Raw genomic sequence first — 23,332 nt, 5'->3', positions numbered from 1 at the left:
CTTTTTATATGTTCTAAAAAGATTTATAGATTAATCCAAAACCTTTGCTCCTTTTACTTTTTGATTCGTTAAAGCAATATCCAAAACTTCTTTCATTTCTTTTACAAAATGAAAAGTCATTCCTTTTACGTATTCTGCTTTAATTTCTTCAATATCTTTTCGGTTATCTTCGCACAAAATAATTTCTTTGATATTTGCACGTTTTGCCGCTAAAATTTTCTCTTTAATTCCGCCAACTGGCAACACTTTTCCACGAAGCGTGATCTCACCTGTCATTGCTAATTTTGCTTTTACTTTTCGTTGTGTAAAAGACGAAACCAAAGACGTCAACATTGTAATTCCGGCAGATGGTCCATCTTTTGGCGTTGCTCCTTCCGGAACGTGAATATGAACTTTATAATTCTCGAAAACTTCTGGTTTAATTCCCAATTCATCCGCATGCGATTTGATGTATTCTAATGCAATTGTTGCAGATTCTTTCATCACAGTTCCTAAATTTCCTGTGATAGAAAGTCCACCATTTTTTGCTTTCGATAAAATAGATTCGATAAACAATATATCCCCTCCAACACTTGTCCAAGCTAAACCAACCACAACACCTGGAACTTCATTGTTCTCGTATTGATCTGGCGTAATAGAAGGACCTAAGATTTTCGAAATATCTTCAATTGAATATTTAGTATTAAATTCTTCTTCCAACGCAATATGTTTTGCAGCTGAACGAACTAATTTCGCAACTTTCTGATTCAATTTACGAACACCAGATTCACGCGTATAACCTGTTATTAAATATTCGATTTCTTTTTTTCCTAACACAACATCTTTCTCTTTCAAGCCATGTTCTGTTAGTTGTTTTGGTAAAAGGTGACGTTTTACGATTTCAGATTTTTCCTCGATTGTATAACCTGCAATATTAATCATCTCCATACGATCACGTAACGGACTTGGAATATCTCCAATATTATTGGCTGTCGCTATGAAAAATACTTTCGATAAATCGTAGCCAATTTCTAAGAAATTATCATAAAAAGTTGAATTTTGCTCTGGATCTAAAACCTCTAACATTGCTGATGAAGGATCTCCATGCGCACTAGCCGACATTTTATCAATCTCATCTAAAACAAAAACCGGATTCGACGATTCAGATTTTTTGATTGACTGTAAAATTCTTCCTGGCATCGCTCCAATATAGGTTTTACGATGACCACGAATCTCAGATTCGTCGTGTAAACCACCCAACGACATACGTACATATTTGCGCCCAATCGCTTCTGAAATAGATTTCCCCAACGATGTTTTACCAACACCCGGAGGTCCATATAAACAAAGAATTGGCGAACGCATATCCCCTTTCAATTTCAACACAGCAAGATGCTCCAAAATGCGTTCTTTCACATCTTCTAAACCATAATGATCATGATCTAAAATTTTCTTTGCATTCTTGATATCAAAGTTATCTTTCGTCAAGGTATTCCAAGGTAAATCCAACATAAATTCAAGGTAATTACGCTGAATATTATGCTCTGGCATTTGCGGATTTAGACGAGAAAGACGGTTGATTTCTTTATCAAAATGATTTGCTACATCTTCGCTCCAACTTTTCGTTAAAGAACGTTTGCGCATTTCATTAATTTCTTCTTCTGTCGAATTTCCTCCTAATTCTTCTTGAATCGATTTGATTTGTTGATTTAAGAAATATTCTTTTTGTTGTTGATCTAATTCTTTGCGAACTTTATTCTGAATCGTATTCTTCAACTCCAATTTCTGAAGCTCAACATTCATAAAACGCATCACTTCCATTGCCCGAAGTTTCATATCAGAAATTTCTAACAACAACTGTTTTTCATCTAAACTCAACGTCAAATTAGACGCTACAAAGTTGATTAGAAATGTATTACTTTCGATACTTTTTATAGCTCCTGCAGCTTCCGAAGGCAACATTGGATTTTCTTCTACAATCTGAAAAGCTAAATCACGAATTGATTCAATAATAATTGGATATTCTTTGTTGCGTGATGTCGGAACTTTTTCTGTCAAAATTTCTACTTCAGCCTTGAAATAAGGATCATTTGATACAAATTCTTTAACTTTGAAGCGTTTCATCCCTTGTAAAATCACCGTAATGTTTCCATCTGGCAATTTTATCATTCGCATGATTTTCGCAACTGTACCAACTGTATACAAATCGTCTTGTGTAGGATCTTCCACAGCAATTTCTTTCTGCGAAAGCACTCCAATAATGCGATCTTCTTTGTAAGCTTGTGTTAAAAGTTGTATAGATTTATCTCTACCCGCGGTAATTGGCGCAACCACACCCGGAAATAAGACAGTGTTTCTTAACGATAAAATAGGCAATACCGAAGAAATATCTTGCTTATTTAGCTTACTTTCTTCGTCTTTACTCATCAAAGGAATTAATTCGATTTCTTCTTCCATTACTTGTGCTAATGACAAATTGTCTATGTTCATAATTTTTTTATACGTTCAAAGTGTCAGTAAAACTATTTTTAACTGACGAAAGCCTTTCATAATAACAACATTATTAAGATTTGAATCTTGTCTAAAGCATTTAGAAAAGCGAGTATAAATAAGTCAAACGTTATGCCAATAAAATATATTGTCAGTTTTTCAATAAAGGTTTTGAATGAGGATGAATAAAAAAAATCGGGATTTACCCGATTTTAGATTTTGCAATTACTTTGCGGTACAATTCTTCATATTGCGGAAGAATATTCGTTTTATCAAATCGTATCGCTTGTTCTTTTGCTTGATAACTAAACTCTGCCAAACGCTTTTCGTCCTCTAAAATATAAATCGCTTTTTCTGCCATCATTTCGATATCTCCTACTGGGCAAACAAAACCAGTGACTCCGTTAATATTTACTTCTGGAATTCCGCCTGCATTGGACGAAATAACCGGAACACTTGCCGCCATAGCTTCAAGTGCTGCCAATCCAAAACTTTCTTGTTCAGACGGTAAAAGGAATAAATCTGCCGCTTTCAAAACATCATTCAAGTCACTTACCATTCCAAGACTTTTCACTTTATCTTGAATTCCAAATTCTTGAATCATTTGATCCGCCATATCCCATTCAGGACCTTCTCCAGCAATAATCAATTTCGATGGAATTTGTTTCTGGATCAAATTAAACGTTCCAATTACATCTTCAATACGTTTTACCTTTCTCAAGTTTGAAGTGTGCAAAATTACCTTCTCTTTTGGTTGCGCAAAATTATCACGACAACACACACATTTCTCTGGCAAATATTGATCATTATCAATAAAATTTGGCACTACTTCTATTTCATTTGTAATGTCAAATGCTTGTAAAGTATCTTGTTTCAAACTTTCGGAAACTGACGTTACAGCATCCGATTCATTGATCGAAAACTCAACAGCCGTTTTATACACAGGATGTTTCCCTACCAACGTAATATCTGTTCCGTGCAACGTTGTTACAATTGGTAATTTATACCCCTTTCGAGCCAACATTTGTTTCGTAAAATACGCCGCATACGCATGCGGGATCGCATAATGTACATGAACCAAATCTAATTCGTAATGCAAAACTTTATCATACAAAATTGTACTCAACGCCAAATCGTATGGCTGATATTGAAACAATGGATACGTTTCGACATGAATTCGATGAAAGTATATATTTGGTAATTTGATGTTTAATCTCGCAGGAACATTTGTGCTAAAAAAATGTACTTCATGACCTTTTTCCGCTAAATCCATTCCCAGTTCTGTTGCCACAATTCCACTCCCTCCATAGGTTGGATAGCATACAATTCCTATTTTCATTCGCGATTTTTATTTAGACAAATTTAAGGTAAAATTGCTTCATAAATTACTTGTCGAATATTTTCTCTCACTTTTTTAATGGAAAGATAATTTGGCTCGACAGTTTCATTGACACGATTCGAAAGAAAAATATACACTATATTATATTTAGGATCAGCCCAAACCATAGATCCAGTAAAACCTGTATGACCAAAACTTTCGACAGATGGGCCAACTTTAGAAATATGTTGCATTTTATCAAAACCAGCTCCACGATGATTTCCTTTGAATTGTTGTTTTGTAAATTCCGCAACTATCTCTGGCTTCAAATAAACCTCATCGCCATATTCTCCACCATTCAAATACATTTGCATCAATTTTGCCAAATCAATCGAGTTAGAGAATAAACCAGCATGACCAGCAATTCCGCCCATCATCGCAGCTCCTTGATCGTGTACAAAACCATGTACCAATTGATTTCTATAGGTTTTGTCGTATTCGGTTGGAATAATATCTTCTAAACTAAATTTTTCTTTTGGATTAAAAGTTGTGCGATACATTCCCAATGATTGATAAAATTTTTCTTGTGTCAGTTGATTCAAATCTTTCCCAAAATCCTTTTCTAATTTCTTCTTGAAAATATAATAGCCTAAGTCTGAGTATTCGTATGATTTACGGCCTAAAGATGATTTATAAATATCTTCGTAAATCGTATCTTTAATAGAGTTGATAATATAAATGTTATCTGTAACTTTTATCTGATGTTCCTCATCTTGCTTTCTCGAATAGAAATCTAAATATAATCGCGCATTTTTTACATTGACAGTTTCATTGTAAAAACCAATCCATGGCTTAAGACCAGCTTGATGCGCTAATACTTCACGAACTTTTAAGGAAGATTTGTTCGAGTTTTTTGCATCATTATCAATTTCTCCAATTGTTTGCTCAAGGTTTAATTTTCCTTCGTTTACCTCCAGCATCAACAAAGGCAACGTCGCCGTCACCTTTGTTACAGAAGCGACATCATATAAATCTGTCCACTTCACTTTTTTTAAAGAATTTTTATCTTGAGTTCCAAAGCTTTTATCATACACGATTTTCCCGTCTTTTGCGACTAAAATTTGCATTCCAGGCGTGTAATGATTTGCAATTGCTTCTTCGGCAAGTTTATCTATTTCTAAGAGTTTTTTTTTCCTAAATTCACATTTTCAGGTGCAGTAAATCCTAAACGTTTGATGTGTTTTGTTACAATTCCTTGCCCTTCTTTCAAGTTTTGATTGATATCTACCGGAAATGTTCCATCTGCATCAATTGCTCCAAAAATAACTTGCGCAGCAGCTGCTTGCGCATCTTTTGTATTTTGATAATGAACTGTAACCGCATCTAAATTTGATAAATCAAGATCTTTCAAACCATAAGGACTTGTGAATAATGAGAAGATTTTCTTTTTATCTTTTGGTAATGCTTTCAAAATTGCTTTCGAGTTATCTGACAATTTATATGGTTTGTAAACCGTTTCATTCGATAAAAACGCTCCCGAAATAATCACATCATAATCATTCAATAAATTGATCTGATTTGGATTTGAAATCTTCACCAACTCAACATTTGTATATTTTTGTAAATGTCTCAAAAATTGATCATAATCTGTTTGTTCAAGGGGAACAAAAGCTATTTTTTGATTCAATTTTTTAATTGGTAAAAGTTTGTGTTCATTCTTTACAACTGTCGAAGCTTTCTCAAAAATTTTAGTTGTTAACGCTAAATTTTCAGGAGAATTTAAATCTTCTAAAACATTTGCAGAATTTAAAGTTTTTATTTCATTTAAACCTGTAATATATTTTGCCATCAAAATTTTCTTCACACTTTCTTCTAAACGTGCTTCAGAAATCTGACCTTTATTTATTGCATCAATAATTTTTTGTTTCCCAACGTGTACATTTTGCGAAAACAATAAAATATCATTTCCCGCTACAAATGCTCTATAATCTACATCACCAGCAGGAAACATTTTTGCTACACCATCCATATTCAACGCATCTGTAATCACAATTCCTTTGAATTGTAATTCTCCTTTCAAATAATCTGTAATAATATTTTTTGACAACGTCGAAGGCATTTTTGGATCTGGTTCTAAAGCTGGAACATTTAGATGCGCCACCATAATTGACTGTACACCTTCATCAATCATTTTCTTGAAAGGTGCAATGTGATATTTCTCTAAATCTGCTTTATTATCTGGAATCAACGGCAAAACTTTGTGCGAATCTTGATCTGTATTTCCATGTCCAGGAAAATGTTTTGCAGACGATAATACGTTTTGCGCACGCATTCCATCCATATAAGCAATTCCTTTTTCTGCAACTCGATCTGGATTTGAACCAAAAGAACGATTCCCGATAATTGGGTTATTTGGATTAACATTGACATCAACTGAAGGTGAAAAATTAAACTGAACACCCATTCTGTTCGCTTGTATACCAATTTGTTTTCCAACTTGATACACCAACTTATTATTGCGTAGAGCACCAAGCGTCATATTCCAAGGAAAACGCTCCACTCCTTTCAAACGCATTGCCAATCCCCATTCTGCATCCATTCCAATTAACAATGGAATTTTAGAAATAGATTGAAATTTATTTGTCAACTCAATTTGATGAGCCGCTTGATCTTGCATAAAAATTAATCCTCCGATATGTTCTTCTTCAATTAATTTTTGAATATCATTTTCATGCACCACATCTCTATTTGTATAGGCTGCAACGATAAATAACTGACCTACTTTTTCTTCCAATGACATTGAATTATACTTCTCATTCACCCATTTCATCTGAATAGAATCTTTGTACAATGGCGAAACGTGTTGCGCTTTCGAAGCTATAGGTAAAATAATTGTTAAGAATACGTATGCGATTACTCTTTTCATTCCGGAATAAATTAATTTTGCTTGTTTTTTCTTTTTTAGAAACATTTTTTAAAGGCCAATCAAGTTAGGATTGGTAAATTTATAGTAAATTGTCAAATTAAATAAATTTATATGAGTATTTTCAGTGTTGTACAGGATAGCATGTTGAATCATCCTGGACTAATAACTGTTTTTGGGGTTGCAGTAATTATTATGTTACTACTTGATTTAGGTGTTTTTAATAAAAATGCGCACGTGGTTTCGAACAAAGAAGCGCTTACTTGGACCATCGTTTGGATTTCCTTGGCGATGATTTTTAGTGGAGTGATTTATTTCGTTTTTAAAGAAGCAGATGGACATGCATTTGCCATCAATAAATTTTCGCAATTCCAGGCGGCGTATTGGATAGAAAAAGCCTTATCCGTAGATAATTTATTCGTCTTCATACTCGTTTTTGGATTCTTTAAAATTCCAAAAGAATATCAACATAAAGTCCTTTTTTGGGGAATTTTAGGTGCTCTTCTTTTTAGAGCAATCTTTATTTTTGCAGGAGTTGAATTAATTAAAATGACTTATTTACCAGCTTTTTCTATTGGAGATTGGCACTTTAATCTTGGTGATGAAGCAACTCATGCAAATTTTGAAGCAAAACAATTCTTCCGTCCAAATGTTGTGTTAACACTGTTTGGTTTCTTCTTAATTGTCGCCGGAATCAAATCTTGGAAATCAAGTGATGATGATGAAAATCAAGATTTATCACAAAATTTTGGTGTTAAATTGGTACACAAATTCTTTAAAGTTACACCAAATTTTGATGGAGATAAATTCTTTTCTGTACAAAACGGAATTAAAATGGCAACACCACTTTTCGTCGCTTTAATGGTAATTGAAGTAACTGATTTGGTTTTCGCTGTAGATAGTATTCCCGCTATATTCGCTGTTGCTCCAGACGATCCTTTTATTCTATATTCATCTAATATTTTTGCAATTTTAGGACTACGATCGTTGTATTTCTTGTTGGCAAATTCAATGGATAAATTCAATAAACTACATTACGGCTTAGCGATTATTTTAAGTTTTATCGGAATTAAAATGATTATTATGCCATTCTATCATTTTGAATCGACTATCTCATTGTCAATAATTGGTGGAGTTTTATTAACAACAATTATTTGGTCGTTAATTTCGAATAAATCAGAGGTTACGGAATAAGATTATTATCATCATATAATGAATAAACCCCAAGATTGAATTAATCTTGGGGTTTATTTTATAATCATTATACCTTACGAAACAACTTCTATCAAACTACCTTTTTCTTCATCTTTTGTGATTTGTAGCGCAGCTGGAATTCGATCTTTTAATTCGTCAACATGAGAAATAATTCCGACAATTCGGTTCTCTTTTTGTAAACTCATCAACGTTTCAAACACGATATTTACCGCATCTGCGTCTTGCGTTCCAAAACCTTCATCAATAAAGAAGAAGTTCTTTTCCGACTTCGCATTTGTTTGCACACTTTCTGCCAAAGCCAAAGCCAAACTCAACGAAACTTGGAAAGATTGTCCTCCAGAAAGCGTTTTCACACTACGTGAACGACCTTCGTTCAAATAATCTATAATCTCAAAATCATTGTTGTCATTCATTTGTAAACTCAATTGATTTCTCGTCATTCGATGAAATCTCACATTTGCGTTATCACATAATTGTTTCAAATAAATTGACGAAACATATTGCACAAATCCTGCTGAATTAAACAAATTTCGCATCGTTTGTAAATTAGCCGCTCGCTTTTTCAACTTTTCCAATTCAATTAACAAATCTTTCTTTTCTGTAAAAGATTTATTCAATCGCTCAATTTCAGTTTTTATTTTAGTAACAACTTCAGTAGCTTCTTTCAATTGATTTATCACAAAAATCAATTTTTCTTCTTGTATTTTATAAATCGTTTCATCAAAAGAAACTTCCGATAATTTTTGCTCTAATTCATGAATTAAATTTTTCAACGTTTCATACAAAATTCGAAAATCTTCCAACTCTTTTCTGATTTGAGAAACATTAAATTTCTGATTTAAAACAAATTGAACCTCTTCAATGTTTTGTATTTGATATTTTTCTAATGCTTTTTCTATTTGATTTTGATTAATAGCCAACTCTTCTTTTAACTCAATAAGTTGTTTTTCAACTAATTCAATTGAAGTTTTTTGAGAAGCTAATTTTGGATTCAATTGATTTAAACTGTCTGTAAATTGAATATAATCTTGTTCAATTTTTGTATTATTTAACTTTAAATCATTCAAATTTTGAAGCACATTTTCTGTTGTTTGATTTTGAAAATCTTCAAATTTCAAGACTTTCAAATTTGCTTGATTTTGCTTGATTTGAGAAGCTTTTTCAGCTTCTTCTAATCTAAATTTTTCTAAAGCATTTTTATATTTTTCAACAGATTCACGTTCTTTCTCTAAAGTTTCACGAAAAGTTTCAATCTCTTTATTTTTATTCGAAATTGTTTTGTCCAAAGCAATAGCTGCTTTCTTTTTTTCTTCAAATAATTCAACATTTTTCGAATCAAAATCTTTCCAAACAAACAAATTCAGATGATTTTCTTGTTCAATTTTCAGATCATTCAAAACTTGATTTTCTTGTGCAATTTGTTTTTCAATAAACTGTTTTTGATCAATCATTTTCTGAACTTCATTTTGTTTTTTCTGAAGCGATTTTAACTTTTCATCAATTTGATTTAATTCATTATTTACAACTTCAAATTTCGTGGAAATATCATCAATTTCAACAATATTCGGATGCTCTAAAGCGCCACAAAGCGGACAAGATTCACCTTCGTTTAAATTATGTGCAAAATGAGCCAACTTTTGCTGAACTTCTAATTCATTTTTCTGTTTTTGAATTGATTTTTTAGTTGATTCAAGCTTTTCAAATTCAGAACTAAACCAATTTTCAAAACTTGAAATTTCAATATTATCTGTTTTGAATTGAGCTTCGAAAACATTAATTTGTTGCTTTTGCTCATCTATTTTAGTTTGTTGTTTCTGAATAGATTGTTGCAAATTTTGATTCTGAACAAACCAATTTCCAACCTCCATCAATGTTTGCGCATCTATTTTTGACTCAGCTAAAGTTTTGACTTCTTTTTCAGATGATTTGATTGAAGCTTCAATTTTTTGTTCATTTTTCTGAACCTCTTCAACTTCTTTCAAACCTTTTGCTGTTCTTACTTTTAACTTTTCTATCTCCTCTGAAAAAGTTAAAATTTGAACTATTAATTCTAAATCTGTTTCTTCTTTTCGTTTTATTGGTAAAGTTTCATAATCAGTTTTAATCGCTTCAATTTGGTTCGAAATTTCTTTGATTTGATTCTCGATTAAAGTCAATTGTTTTTGTTGATTCTTAACTGAAATTGACTTTTCTTCAATTTGATTTGAAACTTTTTTATGATTTTCTAAAAGTTGAGAAAACGCATTAAAAATCAATTCATAGCGCTCAATTTCAAGTTTTCGTTGATCCATTTCGTCTTTCTGAACTGAAACTTTTTCAAACTCAATTTTCTTTTGTTTTAACGTCTCAAAATCTGATTTCAACGATTTTAAATGTTGAAACGATTCATTCATTTGATTATATTCTTCTTGAACTTTATTGGTAACTTTTGTTTGTTCAATCAAATTTTCTTCAAGCTCTTTTATTTTTTCTTCCGAAACTTCTTCAAAACTAGATAATTTTCCTTCTAGTTGATTCAAATTCGTTAAGTTTTGAGAATTTAAAGCTGCAACTTTATCTTGTAAATCATAACGATGAAGTCCAAAAATTTCCTTCATCATTTGTGTTCGATCTTTTGCACCCAACTCAATAAATTCCTTGAATTGCCCTTGCGGAATAATAATTGTTCGTTTGAAATTTTCGTAACTCAACCCAATTATTTCTTCTGCTTTCGAATGATTAAGCGGAATCCATTCATTGTCTTTTTGTTCATAAAAAACAACTATTGGCGATTTTACATCTTCAAAACGTTTCGAATTTCTTTTAAATTCACGTGTTGCTCTGAATAATTTTTGTTCAAAATTATAGAAATCAAACTCGATATATGCCAAATTCGATTTCAAATTCATCATATTGTAAGCACGCTTATCTTTGGAATTTAGACGTTCTGTTTCGCCATACAAAACGTACATAATCGCTTCCAAAATTGACGATTTTCCGGAACCTACATTCCCGAAAATTCCAAATAATCCTGCTTCTGTTAATTCAGAAAAGTCAATTGTTTGACGTTCTTGATACGAATAAAGTCCTTCTATGGTTAATTTTACTGGAATCATTTTTTAAGTTTAAGGTTTAGATTAAGGATAAGATTTCTTGATATCATAATATAACTTCAAAAAATAATCAATTTAACTATTCAAAATTTCGTTAAACAAATCCTTTATTTCGTCGTTTGGTTCTTGATTTCCATTTTTCGATTTGAAATAATCTGCAAACAATTCCTTCATATCTTTTGTTTGATCTGCAAACTTATACTCAACCATTTCAACCTCTTGATTTTTAACTTTCGGAATCAAATGAATAATTCCATCATGTGATTGATAAATCAATTTTCGTTCATCAACTTTCAAAAAAGAATCACTTTCTAAAGTCAATTCAACCAACGCATTTTGATTTTCATTCAACCATTCTACAGCTAAATTTATATCATCAAAAGTTTTTCGAATAAGTGGTTTTCCGTTCTTTAATTCAACTTTATGATAAGAAACAGTTTGATTTGGTTCAGCTTCAATAATCGAAACATATTTGGTTTGACCAGCTTCGGAAAAGCTATAACACAAAGGCGAAGAGCTATACACAACGGGGTTTTCTTCCGATCCGATGTTCTTAAAACCATGCAAATGTCCCAAAGCTGTATATTGAATTTGAGGCGGAATAGCGTCGGAAAAAATCATATCTGCATTTCCAATTTTAATCGGTTTTTCTCCTTCAGGTTCCTCTAAAATTTCAGCACCTTTTTGATTCATATACAAATGCGCCATCAACAAATTAACTCCATTTGCGTCACAATATTCATTCGCAATATTTTTCCAATTTGTCGCTAAAACTTCATTCAATGCATCTTCTTTATTCTCTCCAAAATATTGTTTCAAACGGATTTCATTTGCATAAGGTGTATGAATAATTCGAATCGGATAATCGAAAGAATTTAATTTCAATTCAATCATTCCTTCCACAGATTTTGAAATTTTGAAATCATTTAATTCAAATTCCTGAATTTTTGCATTTGGATAACCAATCAAAATAATTCCACATTCACGTGCCAACGGATCTGGCGCATCAATCAAACTTGGAGAATCGTGATTACCAGAAATCGCTACAACAGGACGTTTTCCGTTATTCGAAAGTCTTTTTAATGTTTTATAAAATAATTCTACAGCTTCTACACTTGGATTAAAATTATCAAATAAATCGCCCGCAATAAGTACCAAATCGACTTGTTGTTGATCTGCAATTTCGACAATTTCATTCATCACTAAAACTTGTTCTTCTAATCGCGAAAAACTATCTAATTTTTTACCCAAATGCCAATCGGCTGTATGTAGAATTTTTATCATTATTCTTCCGTTTCTGGTTTATTTTTATCGTTAAATTGCTGATTAATTGCTTTCAATCGAGCTTTTCGTTCGGCCTCAGCTTCTTGCGCTTTACGCTTCTTTTGATCTAACTTTTTCTTGTGCGCTTTTTTATTTGCGTCTGTATTTCTACTCATTTCTATTTGGTTTAAAATTAATTATTCTCCACGCCAAATGATGTCGCAAAGTTAGATTAAATGATAAAGAATTGTAAAACTTTTGTCTAACTAAATTGAAATTATTAACTTGGGTAGAAAGTAATCGAATTTATTAATTTTAAAACATTTATAATGGGAAAAGGCGATAAAAAATCGAGAAGAGGAAAAATTGTGAATGGCTCTTATGGTGTAAAACGTCTGAGACATAAGTATTATTATGAGGAAGATGTGGTTGAAGAAAAACCAACCAAAAAAGCTAAAAAGTAATTTTTTTGAAGCTGAAAATCACGATTGATTTTCAGCTTTTTTATTTTATTGAATTTTTAGACATTCTAACAAAAGTCATTGAATACAAAATCAACAACCTCATTATATTTGCCGAAACAAAAATAACATGAAAGCAATTTTATTTGCCTTATTTCTATTATTGAATACTACAATTTTTGCTCAATCTCTTGAAATAAAATCACCGAATGAACTTCCTAAAAATGATCAACGTACAAAGATATTTTTAGGAGGAACGATTGATATGGGAAATTCTGAAGATTGGCAAGCGAAAGTTTCAAAAGAACTGAAAAATGAAAAAGTCATCCTGCTAAATCCTCGTCGTGATGATTGGAATACTGCTTGGAAGCCTGTGAAAGAAGAGCCCGAATTTCGCAAACAAGTGGAATGGGAATTGAAGGCATTGGAAAATGCAGACTATATTATTATGTATTTTGGAAAAGATTCTAAAAGTCCGATTAGTTTATTGGAAATGGGATTGTATGCAAAAAGTGGAAAACTATTGGTGATTTGTCCAGATGGTTTTTGGCGAAAAGGGAATGTTGATATTACGTCAGAAAAATATGGCGTAAAACAATTTGATTCAATAGAAAATGTGTTGGATTATTTAAAAAATAATCTAAAATAATTAATTAAAAGAGAGAGAATTAAGTTGAAACCTGAAAGGTTTAACATATAATTTTATTTCTCAAAATCTTATTTTAAAAATTTATGTTTTAGCTTTGAGACCGCTTTAATAGTAAGTTTTAGAGATTATGAAACATAATGATTTGGAAATTAATCGGTTGATTGAACGATTAGAATCTTTAGGAATTTTGGTCGAAAAAATCGAGAGTTCTGGTTTTGGTAGCATGTTAAATTTTGAAATGATTTATCAACTTCCTGAACAAAATATTTCTAATGCAATCAATTTTAGACGTTTTGATATACAAGATGTTTATCTTTATTTCAAAGAAGCTGTTAACCAAAAAGGAGATTTACTTTTTATAGAATAAACGAAAAATGCTCAAGAATTTGAGCATTTTTTTATTTCAATTTTTGTAAGTCATTAACCGTATAAAACTTCATATCATTGTTCTTTACAAACTTGCAAATCTCTTCTAAGGTTTTAAATTCAGTTTCATAATTATTAGTTGCTTTTGCAACTGTTTTATGCGCGTAAAAAACGACTATCTTATTGTTATCCTTTGCGTATTGCAACAACGAAATAAAATAAGGTACACTAAAATGCGCGTAACTATTATCGATTCCTAAACCAAAAAATAACGGTTTATTTTGATAATAACAGTTCTGAAAATTAGGCGCTTCGTTTCCATAAGTTGTTCCTCTTAATGTTTTAAAATGATTGAAAAGTAATTGATCCGATTCTACACTTCGATCGCCATAAGGATAAGAAAAATCGGTTACATCAAGACCTTTGTTTTTCATCAAAGTTAGCATTGGAGCGATTTCTTTATCAATAAATTCTTTTCCTCCAAATTCTTTTATATACTTTGTTGTATGAACGTGATTTAAACCATGCGCAGCAATCTCATTTCCGTTTTGTTGCAGATTAGTTAACTCACGTATTTGACTCTCCGAAAGCTTATCAAAATGCGTTACATAGAACGTTCCTTTCCAATTGTATTGTTTCAATTTTATATTCGCATTGAACCATTCGTCCACATAATCATCATCAAACGTAAGCACCACTCCTGCTCTATTTGTAGATTTTTTTGGTTCTTTTATCGCATCTTCTTCGTGTGTACAGCTATTCAACACAAAAATTGAAATTAAGCAAATAAAATAATAATTAAGTTTTAGCATTCTTTATCAGTAAGTTTTAGTACTTAAATATATCGAAAAAGTAACTGCTAAAATGAGAAATTTTTAAAATTAAGCAAATCTTAATTTTAGATCATTTTGAAGTGATTTAAAACAAAAAAACCACTCAAAATTGAGTGGTTTAGAAAATACTATAGTGTAATTTATATCTGCTGATACATAAAGTTTTCACCTAAATAAACGCGACGAACATCTTCATCATTTGCTAATTCTTCTGGCGAACCTTCTTTCAAGATTTTACCTTCGAACATAATATACGTTTTATCGGTAATTGCAAGCGTTTGCGATACATTATGATCGGTAATTAAGATTCCGATATTTTTATCTTTTAACGAACGTACAATCTTCTGAATATCCTCAACCGCAATTGGGTCAACTCCAGCAAAAGGCTCATCTAATAAGATAAAATTAGGTTCTGTTGCCAAACAACGTGCAATTTCGCAACGACGACGCTCACCTCCAGAAAGTAAATCTCCACGATTTTTACGAACATGCTCTAACGAAAACTCTTCAATCAAAGCATCTGTACGCATTTGTTGTTCTTTTTTGGAATGTTTCGTGAATTGTAAAACAGATTTGATGTTATCTTCTACAGAAAGTTTACGAAAAACAGAGGCTTCTTGCGCCAAATATCCAATACCTTTTTGCGCGCGTTTGTACATCGCATCGTTTGTGATATCTTGTTTATCTAAAAAAACTTTTCCTTGCGTAGCCTTTACTAAACCAACAATCATATAGAAAGAAGTCGTTTTACCAGCACCATTTGGTCCTAATAATCCAATAATTTCTCCTTGTTCTACTTGAAAAGACACATTTTTTACGACGTGTTTTTTACCGTAATCTTTTACTAAATTCTGACCTTTTAATACAATTCCCATATCGCTTCAAAGATAGGATTTTTGTTATTTAATCGAGTTAATAATATCATATTTTGTGATGATATGATATTTTCCATTTTCTAATTCTATTAAAACAGCTTGATTATCCTTAGTAATTAACTTCGAAACTTCTTCGATAGATGTTCCTGCTTTTACGACTGGATATGGTTTTCCCATTATTTCGTGAACAGGTTTTTCAGCAACATTTCTATCTTCTAAAAATGCTTGAAACAAATCTGATTCATCCAAAGAACCAACAATTCCATTCACGTCCATTACTGGAATTTGAGAAATTTTGAAACGACGCATACGATCAATTGCATGAGAAGCCAATTCCTCTGTACGAACCGTAACCAAAGGTTTATCAACATGTTCTTTGATTAAATCGACAGCTGTTTTGATTTCTTCGTCCAAATATCCTCTGTCACGCATCCAATCATCGTTAAAGATTTTTCCTACATAACGAGAACCTGAATCGTGGAATAAAACTACTACAACATCATCTGGTCCGAATTCGTCCTTCATTTGCAACAATCCTTTGATCGCTGATCCCGAAGACATTCCAACAAACAAACCTTCTTCTAAAGCTAAACGACGCGTATAAACCGCTGCATCTTTATCAGTCACTTTTGTAAATCCATCAATAATATCAAAATCTACGTTTTCTGGTAAAATATCTTCACCAATTCCTTCTGTTACATAAGAATACACTTCATTTTCGTCGAAGATTCCTGTTTCTTTATATTTTTTGAAAACTGATCCATACGTATCAACTCCCCAAATTTTAATGTTAGGATTTTTTTCTTTCAAGTATTTCCCAACTCCTGAAATTGTTCCTCCAGTTCCAACACCAACAATAAAATGCGTTACTTTTCCTTCTGTTTGTTCCCAAATTTCTGGTCCAGTTTGCTCATAATTCGCAATTGCATTTGATGGATTATCATACTGATTGACATACCAACCATTCGGTGTTTCTTGAGCCAAACGTTTAGAAACTGAATAATAAGAACGTGGATCATCTGGCTCAACATCCGTAGGACAAACCACAACTTTCGCACCAACAGCGCGCAAAATATCCATTTTCTCTTTCGATTGTTTGTCTGTAATCACACAAATTAATTTGTAACCTTTGATCACAGCAGCCAAAGCCAATCCCATTCCTGTGTTACCAGAAGTACCTTCGATAATTGTACCTCCTGGAACTAAACGACCATCTTTTTCGGCATCTTCAACCATTTTTAACGCCATACGATCTTTACAAGAATGACCAGGGTTAAAATATTCAACTTTTGCTAAAACTGTACATGGTAAATCCTTTGTAATCTTATTAATTTTAACCAAAGGTGTATTCCCAATCGTTTCTAATATATTGTTTGCGTATTTCATTTTTTTCTAACTTTTAAATTAAAACATTAAATTTTATCTAAAATTAATCGCTTTTGCAGGTGTAATTTTAGATATCATATACGATGGCAAAAGTAATACAATTGCACAAACTAATAACGCTCCTGCATTCAATAAAACAATTGTGCCAAAATCTAAATAAACTGGAGCTGTTGATAAATAATAGTTTTCTGCCGGAAGTTTGATAATTCCGAAATATTTCTGAATGAATAATAATCCAAGTCCAATTGCATTTCCAGCAATTAATCCTGGCAACATAATAAATAATGCGTAATTGATGAATAATTTTCGAATTCGCCAATTTGTTGCACCAAATGCTTTTAAAATTCCGATTGAATGTGTTCGTTCTAAAATTAAAATCAATAAAACCATCACCATATTAATCACCACGACAAAAAGCATGATAAAAAGAATAATGACAATATTTTTATCGAAAATAGAAATCCAATCGTTAATCTGAGCAAAAGATGCTGTTGCTGATTCTGCATACAAATTATATGGAATATTTTCTTGCACACGCTTTGCAACTGGATCAATATTTTCGACATCATTTACAAATAGTTCGAAACCACCAACAGTTGTCGAATCCCAACGATTAAGGCGTTGCACATGTTTAATATCACCAAACATAATTTGATCGTCAAAATTTTTGATGTCTGTTTTGAACAATCCAGAAATGGTAAATCGACGATAAATAGGCTTTGTATCTTCTTGAATAAAATACATCACAAACGAACTATCCACATCCAATTTCATTTCGTCCGCAATCTTTTTAGATAATAAAACCTCATCCATTATCGAATCTTTATTGATTCGAGGAAAATGTCCTTTTACCATAAATTTTTCGAAACGAACCGAATCATAATCTGTTCCAACTCCTTTGAACACCACACCACTAAAGTTTTCATCCGTTCGGATAACACCACTTTTATTGGCAATTGCTTGTACATGTTCTATTTCTGGAATCGATTTAAACTTTGGATAAAAAGCTTGATGAAGTGATAATGAATCGGAATTTAATGACGTATTACTATTATAGTTTCTAATCGTAATATGACCATTAAAATCGGCCAATTTTTCTTTGATTGCCATTCTTGCTCCAACACCAGTCGAAATCGTCACCAAAGAAACAATCAACCCTAATGCTACCGCAATTTGACCTACTCGAATAATAATACTCGATAAGTTATTTTTAGTATTTTTACCAAGCGCAATTTTTTTTGAAAACCACCAAGAAAAACTCAAATTATATATTTTTTATAAGATTAAAACTAACTTTAGGCTTTAAATTCGTCTAAATTCAAATGATTCAAAACGAAATGAAAAACTTTGTCAAATATACATCAATTGGTTTACTTAGTTCAGTTATTTTTTTCGGCTTTTCTACTCCAATTTTAGCTCAAAATAATACATCAAAAACGATAGAAAATCATTCAACTATTCTTGTTGGAGCAGAAAATACAGCTAACTATCTTTCGAAATTAAAAGGTAAAAAAGTTGGATTAATTTCTAATCAAACAGGAATTGTAACCATTAATGGAACTACGATGCATACAGTTGATTTGTTATTAAAAAATAACATCAATGTGGTTAAACTTTATTCCCCAGAACACGGTTTTCGTGGAGATGCTGATGCTGGCGCTAAGGTAAAATCTGGTGTTGATGCTAAAACTAACTTGCCAATTATTTCGCTTTATGGTGATAATAAAAAACCAAAAGCAAATCAGATTGCTGATGTAGATGTTTTGGTTTTTGATATGCAAGATGTTGGTGCGCGTTTTTACACTTACATTTCTACTTTGCATTATGTTTTGGAGGCTGCGGCTGAAAATGGCAAGAAAGTAATTGTGTTAGACAGACCAAATCCGAACGGACATTATGTGGACGGACCTGTGATGAAAAACGAGTATAAATCCTTTGTTGGAATGCACAATGTTCCGATTGTTTATGGAATGACGATTGGCGAATATGCGCAAATGATCAACGGTGAAGGTTGGTTAGCAAATGGTATAAAAGCAGATTTAGAAATTATTCCATTGATCAATTATACGCATCAATCCAAGTATAATTTACCTGTAAAACCATCGCCAAATTTACCAAATGCTCACGCGATTAATTTATATCCAAGTACCTGTTTGTTTGAAGGGACAAACGTTAACGAAGGTCGTGGAACAGATATTCAGTTTCAGGTTTATGGTTCACCATTCCTAAAAAATATGCCTTATCAATATACGCCAACTTCAAAACCTGGTGCAACAAGTCCAAAATTCAAAGATGAAGTTTGTTATGGCGAGGATTTATCGGATGTTCCGTATCAATCTTCCATCAATTTGAAATGGTTAATCAATGCGTATAAAAACAATACGAAGCAACCTTTTTGGACGATGAATGGTAAAAAATTGTGGATTGATCAACTTTCTGGAACTGATGAATTGCGCAAACAAATAGAAGCAGGTTTATCAGAAGAAGAAATAAAAGCAACTTGGCAAAAAGATTTAGAAGCTTTCAAGAAAATAAGAACAAAATATTTGATTTATAAAGAATAATCTAATTATAAATGATTAGTTATGAATTATGAATATCAAAATATAAAAACGGAAGCCAAATTTAACTTCCGTTTTTATGTTTTAGAATGATTATTTTTCTCCAACAACTGCAGAAATAGATTCACCCAATTCTTTTACTTTTTCATATAATTTTGTAGAACCTTTATCAAATTCTATCGAAATTTTTCCTTCACGTGCCTTTATTTCTAAAGAATCTCCTTCTCGCCAAACATAATTTTTTCCTTCAGTCGTTGGCTTTCCAAAAGCTTTCTCTATTTCATTTATTGCAGCTTTAGATTTTGGTTTATCAAAAATCGCCGAATACGAATAAACTTCGTTACTATCGCTCACACTAACCGAAACATTAGAATGAGTTGTTGATCCTGAAGATTTGGCAACTGCGTGTGATTTTGCTGTTTGTCCGTTACAAGCTAAAGCTGATAAAGTTATTGCTATAAATAATGTCTTTTTCATATTTTTATTTTTTATAAAATTCTGAAAAAGATTGGTTTGCATTGGTTAATGAACGGTTAACGAAGCGTTAACACAAAAAAAGCCACAAAATAATTGTAGCTTATTTTTTAAGTATTTGTATTATTTATATTTTTTGTTGCAAGAATTTTATCTACAAGATTTATAATTTTATCTACAACCTATTGATTATCGGTACTTTTTGAATCTCAATTTTAAGCGAATTATCATTCAAAATAATTTCAAAACTTCCTCTTCCAGTCCATATATAAACAGAATCTTCTAAAGTTCCTTCACCAAATTGTGTTTCAATCAACTCTTTTACCATATCATTTTGTTGCGGTCGAAAAACTACTTTATATGTGTACGACAACGGATTGTCGTTCAAGGCATAATTCTTGGTTGTAATCAATATATTTTTTGGTCCTGGATTAATGATAATTTCAGTTAATTCTTTCTCTAAATTCAGAAATTGATGATAAAATGAATCATCAGAATTATTTTTCATTAGAAAAATTCTACTTGATCTTTCTTCAACGTGATATCATAATCAGCCGCTTTCCTATCAAAAATATCTGTTTTTAACGTTGGTTCTCCAAAATATTTTTCGAAACTTTTCTTGATATTTGCTCTCTTATTCTGCGTAAAAACTCCACGATACGAAAATGTATTTGCTTTGTCATTTACAACATAAAATTTCTCTGTAATCAAGCGATGTTTAAAAACGGGTTGACTGACAATTGTCGATAAATCCTTTCCTAATTCTTTCACTTTTTCATACAAAGCCTGATTATCATTGCTTTTCCCGAAGTTTATATTGACATCATTTTCTCGCACAACAATTTCATAACTTCCGTTATAATTCCAAACCAAATCATTTTTATTGACTTTTGGCGCTTTAAATTCAGAAGAAATTCGATTGATGATTGCTTCTTTAGAACCTGAATCGAAAACCGCTTTGTACGTATAAGAAACTTGTGAATCGTTCTCTATAAATGATTTATTGTAATTTGTTTGAGCTGTGGCAAAAAGAGAAAATGATAAAGAAATTAAAAATAAATATTTTTTCATTTAAGGTTTATTATTAAACGATAAATATCTAAAATTTTCAGCAGAAAAACATCTTATAATTCGTTTAATATTTCAATCGTTAAGAATTCTCCCGTCATCGAATCAAAAGAGAATAAACAATTTAAACGACTATAATCATTTGCTAAACGATTTGGATCATTATTAATAATTCTTTGATAATCATTACTTTTACGAACTTGAGTTTCATCAATATTTCGATTCAAATCAAAAATATTTTGACCTTCATAAACCTTACAAATTGGATTTGGAGAAAGATAAAACTTAATCGAAACAATCATTTCATCAACAATTTTCACCGAAATACCTTTTTCTTTGTACAATACAATTTTTCCTTGAGGAATATTTTGCTCTGAAATATCAGATTCAAATTCAGTTTGAAATGATTGAAATAATTCGTCATTCACCGATTTTCCTATCAAAGAAAAATACTGATTTGGATTGGCTTGAAATAAGTTTGTCATATTTTATAGATTTGATTTCATAAAAAAACCTTTCCAAAAATAGAAAGGTTTTGATTAATTATTGAGTTAAAAATATTAGTTTTCTTTCAAATAAACTCCATCAGCCTCAAAATTATATTGCAACTGAGGTTTTGTAATTTTCGCAATTTCTTCTTTCGATTGTCCTGCATCTTCTGCATAATGACGCAATTTCTCAACAGAAATTTCACTAACAAAAGCTTTTCCGTGCACGACAACATTCGCTTTTTCACCATCTAAAGGCATAAAAAAACCATAATCTTTGAAACGCACAAACGACTGTTCTTCGCCTTTTCCAAGATCAACTTTCATCCAACAACCTTTCTTTTTGCAAACAGATTCTATCGTCGAAACAAACTGAACATTTTCCAAAGAATCACCACTTTTCATGTTATCATATAACTTTCCAAGCTCGTTTTTTGTTAATGTATTTTTGATATCAAACGATTCTCCATACACTTGATACGCATATAAATCGTCTATTTTTGCGGTTCCGTTATCTAAAATTTTTGATTGAGATTTAGAAGCTTTTTCAGTTTTAACCTTGGTTTCTTTTTTCGTTTGAGCATTAGTTGTCAACGCAAAAGATGTTAAGGCACAAAAAGTTAATATATATTTTTTCATATTAATTTTATTTAGTTCAAATTTAAATAATTATCCATCAATAATTTAATATTTGGATAAGAATTTTCTAATAATTCAGGAATTTCATTCTCTTTTTTCCATTCAACCGACTCAATTCCTTCTTCAGTTTGTGGCAAAGGCAATTCAACACCGTCATAAAAAACTTCGAACCAAAATGTTTCTTTGATAATATATTCTCTCAAAAAATAAATATGAAAAGTTGGTATTAAAAATCGTTTCAACTCCAAATTTGTCAAACTACACTCTTCTTCAATTTCACGAATTGCAGATTGTTCTCTCGATTCTCCTTTCTCCATTTTACCTTTTGGCAAATCCCATTTTCCAAGTCTAAAAATGAACAAATAATCGTCTTGCGGATTACGAACAATTCCGCCCGCAGCTTGTATATGTTTGTAATATTTTAAGAATTTCGTCCAAACATCATCAATATCTTCACTAAAAATATTGACTAAAGTTGCTGCTTTTGATGATAATAAATGAAAAGATTCATCAAATTGAGCTTCATTTTGAAACAAAATATTTTTTGCTTCTGGATTAGATTGGTTGCTGAAAGTTAACAAACTTTCATTAAAAAAAACTTTGTACATTTGAACGATTTGTTACAAATTTATAAAAAACTCACAAGGATATGAAGGTAAATACAAATAAAGTCCGTTTTGCAAAAAATCAACAAGAAGCATACACTTTTTTGTTGGATATGAAGAATTATGAGCAATTGATGCCAGAGGATACAAAATCGTTTGAAATTCACGAATCTGGAAAAGGATTTACGGTTGGTGTTGGTGCTTTACCAAAGGTTGGAATGCGTTTGAAAGAGACAGTTGAGCCATCGAAAATTGTTTTCGAATCTCCTGCACCTGCTTTTGAATATACTTTGACAATTTCTATTGATGCTGTTGATGAGAATTCGTCTGATGTTACGTTAGATTTTGATGGAAATTTCAATATGATGATCGAAATGATGGCAAAAAAACCATTAACATCTTTCATTGAAACTATTGCAGAAAATTTAGGAAAAATAGGCTAAGACTATTTTTCGATAAATAAAATTCCTAAAACTGTTAAATAAACTTTATATTTTAAAGTTATTTAGCAGTTTTTTTATCTAAATTATTTTTTATGAAACACTTTTATTCAAAAATAATTCTCCTACTCTTTTTTACTTTTACACTAAATAGTTTTTTATTTGGTCAATATATTCTGGTAGATACATCTTTATCGAAAGAAGAAT

Annotated in this window: 23 protein-coding genes; 6 read left to right on the top strand and 17 right to left on the bottom strand. The window is 31.4% G+C overall.

Annotation, left to right across the window (positions count from 1 at the left end; genetic code table 11):
* Nucleotides 1-30: 30 nt before the first annotated feature.
* The 4 genes from lon to N5D03_RS09165 all read right to left on the bottom strand — a co-directional run bounded on the left by lon (nt 31) and on the right by N5D03_RS09165 (nt 6,713).
* A complete protein-coding gene (lon, locus tag N5D03_RS09180) occupies nt 31-2,469 on the bottom strand; it encodes an endopeptidase La (RefSeq protein ID WP_125348801.1) in 2,439 nt (812 codons plus the stop codon).
* A 202-nt stretch (nt 2,470-2,671) separates the two neighbouring features.
* The gene (gene bshA / locus N5D03_RS09175) at nt 2,672-3,808 is read right to left on the bottom strand and encodes an N-acetyl-alpha-D-glucosaminyl L-malate synthase BshA (protein WP_125348800.1); all 1,137 of its coding nucleotides are present in this window, start codon (nt 3,806-3,808) and stop codon (nt 2,672-2,674) included.
* 23 nt (nt 3,809-3,831) lie between these two features.
* Nucleotides 3,832-4,962 carry a serine hydrolase gene (locus tag N5D03_RS09170; RefSeq protein WP_125348799.1) on the bottom strand — a complete coding sequence of 377 codons (1,131 nt, stop codon included), beginning with the start codon at nt 4,960-4,962 and terminating at the stop codon, nt 3,832-3,834.
* 2 nt (nt 4,963-4,964) lie between these two features.
* Nucleotides 4,965-6,713, bottom strand: a complete 1,749-nt coding sequence (locus N5D03_RS09165) for a glycoside hydrolase family 3 protein (protein WP_280051448.1) — start codon at nt 6,711-6,713, stop codon at nt 4,965-4,967.
* Between the two features lie 111 nt (nt 6,714-6,824).
* Here N5D03_RS09165 and N5D03_RS09160 point away from each other — a divergent pair, with 111 nt between their 5' ends.
* A complete protein-coding gene (locus N5D03_RS09160; protein WP_280035556.1) occupies nt 6,825-7,904 on the top strand; it encodes a TerC family protein in 1,080 nt (359 codons plus the stop codon).
* Between the two features lie 74 nt (nt 7,905-7,978).
* Here the strand turns inward: N5D03_RS09160 and N5D03_RS09155 are convergent, their stop codons facing one another.
* The 3 genes from N5D03_RS09155 to N5D03_RS09145 all read right to left on the bottom strand — a co-directional run bounded on the left by N5D03_RS09155 (nt 7,979) and on the right by N5D03_RS09145 (nt 12,456).
* Entirely contained in the window at nt 7,979-11,020 is a 3,042-nt protein-coding gene (locus N5D03_RS09155) for an SMC family ATPase (protein ID WP_280051447.1), read from the bottom strand.
* A gap of 72 nt (nt 11,021-11,092) precedes the next feature.
* On the bottom strand, nt 11,093-12,298 hold the full coding sequence (gene sbcD / locus N5D03_RS09150; RefSeq protein WP_280051461.1) for an exonuclease subunit SbcD: 1,206 nt from the start codon (nt 12,296-12,298) through the stop codon (nt 11,093-11,095).
* A 2-nt stretch (nt 12,299-12,300) separates the two neighbouring features.
* Nucleotides 12,301-12,456: a hypothetical protein gene (locus N5D03_RS09145; protein ID WP_162835350.1), complete on the bottom strand. Its 156-nt coding sequence runs from the start codon at nt 12,454-12,456 to the stop codon at nt 12,301-12,303.
* A 153-nt stretch (nt 12,457-12,609) separates the two neighbouring features.
* Between N5D03_RS09145 and N5D03_RS09140 the strand changes: the two genes are divergently transcribed.
* The 3 genes from N5D03_RS09140 (at nt 12,610) to N5D03_RS09130 (ending at nt 13,757) form a co-directional block, all read left to right on the top strand.
* Nucleotides 12,610-12,744 (top strand): 30S ribosomal protein THX, encoded by a 135-nt coding sequence (locus N5D03_RS09140; RefSeq protein ID WP_084106891.1) that lies wholly within the window; start codon nt 12,610-12,612, stop codon nt 12,742-12,744.
* Nucleotides 12,745-12,871: 127 nt separating this feature from the next.
* On the top strand, nt 12,872-13,390 hold the full coding sequence (locus N5D03_RS09135; protein ID WP_280051446.1) for a nucleoside 2-deoxyribosyltransferase domain-containing protein: 519 nt from the start codon (nt 12,872-12,874) through the stop codon (nt 13,388-13,390).
* A 127-nt stretch (nt 13,391-13,517) separates the two neighbouring features.
* Nucleotides 13,518-13,757 (top strand): hypothetical protein, encoded by a 240-nt coding sequence (locus N5D03_RS09130; protein ID WP_038334521.1) that lies wholly within the window; start codon nt 13,518-13,520, stop codon nt 13,755-13,757.
* 31 nt (nt 13,758-13,788) lie between these two features.
* Here N5D03_RS09130 and N5D03_RS09125 read toward each other — a convergent pair whose 3' ends face one another.
* The 4 genes from N5D03_RS09125 to N5D03_RS09110 all read right to left on the bottom strand — a co-directional run bounded on the left by N5D03_RS09125 (nt 13,789) and on the right by N5D03_RS09110 (nt 18,113).
* A complete protein-coding gene (locus tag N5D03_RS09125) occupies nt 13,789-14,568 on the bottom strand; it encodes a polysaccharide deacetylase family protein (RefSeq protein WP_280051445.1) in 780 nt (259 codons plus the stop codon).
* A gap of 161 nt (nt 14,569-14,729) precedes the next feature.
* On the bottom strand, nt 14,730-15,458 hold the full coding sequence (lptB, locus tag N5D03_RS09120) for an LPS export ABC transporter ATP-binding protein (protein WP_125348857.1): 729 nt from the start codon (nt 15,456-15,458) through the stop codon (nt 14,730-14,732).
* 30 nt (nt 15,459-15,488) lie between these two features.
* Nucleotides 15,489-16,850, bottom strand: a complete 1,362-nt coding sequence (locus tag N5D03_RS09115) for a pyridoxal-phosphate dependent enzyme (protein ID WP_038334519.1) — start codon at nt 16,848-16,850, stop codon at nt 15,489-15,491.
* A gap of 33 nt (nt 16,851-16,883) precedes the next feature.
* Entirely contained in the window at nt 16,884-18,113 is a 1,230-nt protein-coding gene (locus N5D03_RS09110) for an FtsX-like permease family protein (RefSeq protein WP_280051444.1), read from the bottom strand.
* Between the two features lie 74 nt (nt 18,114-18,187).
* Here N5D03_RS09110 and N5D03_RS09105 point away from each other — a divergent pair, with 74 nt between their 5' ends.
* Nucleotides 18,188-19,414, top strand: coding sequence for a DUF1343 domain-containing protein (locus N5D03_RS09105; protein ID WP_280051443.1), 1,227 nt, complete (start codon nt 18,188-18,190; stop codon nt 19,412-19,414).
* 90 nt (nt 19,415-19,504) lie between these two features.
* Here N5D03_RS09105 and N5D03_RS09100 read toward each other — a convergent pair whose 3' ends face one another.
* The 6 genes from N5D03_RS09100 to N5D03_RS09075 all read right to left on the bottom strand — a co-directional run bounded on the left by N5D03_RS09100 (nt 19,505) and on the right by N5D03_RS09075 (nt 22,688).
* On the bottom strand, nt 19,505-19,888 hold the full coding sequence (locus tag N5D03_RS09100; protein WP_280051442.1) for a hypothetical protein: 384 nt from the start codon (nt 19,886-19,888) through the stop codon (nt 19,505-19,507).
* 172 nt (nt 19,889-20,060) lie between these two features.
* Nucleotides 20,061-20,393 carry a hypothetical protein gene (locus N5D03_RS09095; protein ID WP_280051441.1) on the bottom strand — a complete coding sequence of 111 codons (333 nt, stop codon included), beginning with the start codon at nt 20,391-20,393 and terminating at the stop codon, nt 20,061-20,063.
* Nucleotides 20,393-20,956 carry a hypothetical protein gene (locus N5D03_RS09090; protein WP_280051440.1) on the bottom strand — a complete coding sequence of 188 codons (564 nt, stop codon included), beginning with the start codon at nt 20,954-20,956 and terminating at the stop codon, nt 20,393-20,395. The genes N5D03_RS09095 and N5D03_RS09090 overlap by 1 nt, the downstream gene beginning before the upstream one ends.
* Nucleotides 20,957-21,009: 53 nt before the next feature.
* Nucleotides 21,010-21,438 (bottom strand): hypothetical protein, encoded by a 429-nt coding sequence (locus N5D03_RS09085; RefSeq protein WP_280051439.1) that lies wholly within the window; start codon nt 21,436-21,438, stop codon nt 21,010-21,012.
* A gap of 75 nt (nt 21,439-21,513) precedes the next feature.
* Nucleotides 21,514-22,080 (bottom strand): DUF4920 domain-containing protein, encoded by a 567-nt coding sequence (locus tag N5D03_RS09080; RefSeq protein ID WP_280049918.1) that lies wholly within the window; start codon nt 22,078-22,080, stop codon nt 21,514-21,516.
* A gap of 11 nt (nt 22,081-22,091) precedes the next feature.
* A complete protein-coding gene (locus tag N5D03_RS09075) occupies nt 22,092-22,688 on the bottom strand; it encodes an NUDIX domain-containing protein (protein ID WP_125348791.1) in 597 nt (198 codons plus the stop codon).
* A gap of 41 nt (nt 22,689-22,729) precedes the next feature.
* On the opposite strand from N5D03_RS09075, the gene N5D03_RS09070 reads away from it, so the two are divergent.
* Nucleotides 22,730-23,128: a hypothetical protein gene (locus N5D03_RS09070; protein ID WP_038334509.1), complete on the top strand. Its 399-nt coding sequence runs from the start codon at nt 22,730-22,732 to the stop codon at nt 23,126-23,128.
* Nucleotides 23,129-23,332: the final 204 nt, after the last annotated feature.

Origin of the sequence: Empedobacter sp. GD03861 (assembly GCF_029840885.1) — a bacterium.
GTDB classification, from domain to species: Bacteria; Bacteroidota; Bacteroidia; order Flavobacteriales; family Weeksellaceae; genus Empedobacter; species Empedobacter falsenii_B.
The sequence above is the reverse complement of the archived record's forward strand: the minus strand, read 5'-3'. Positions and strand labels throughout refer to the sequence as shown.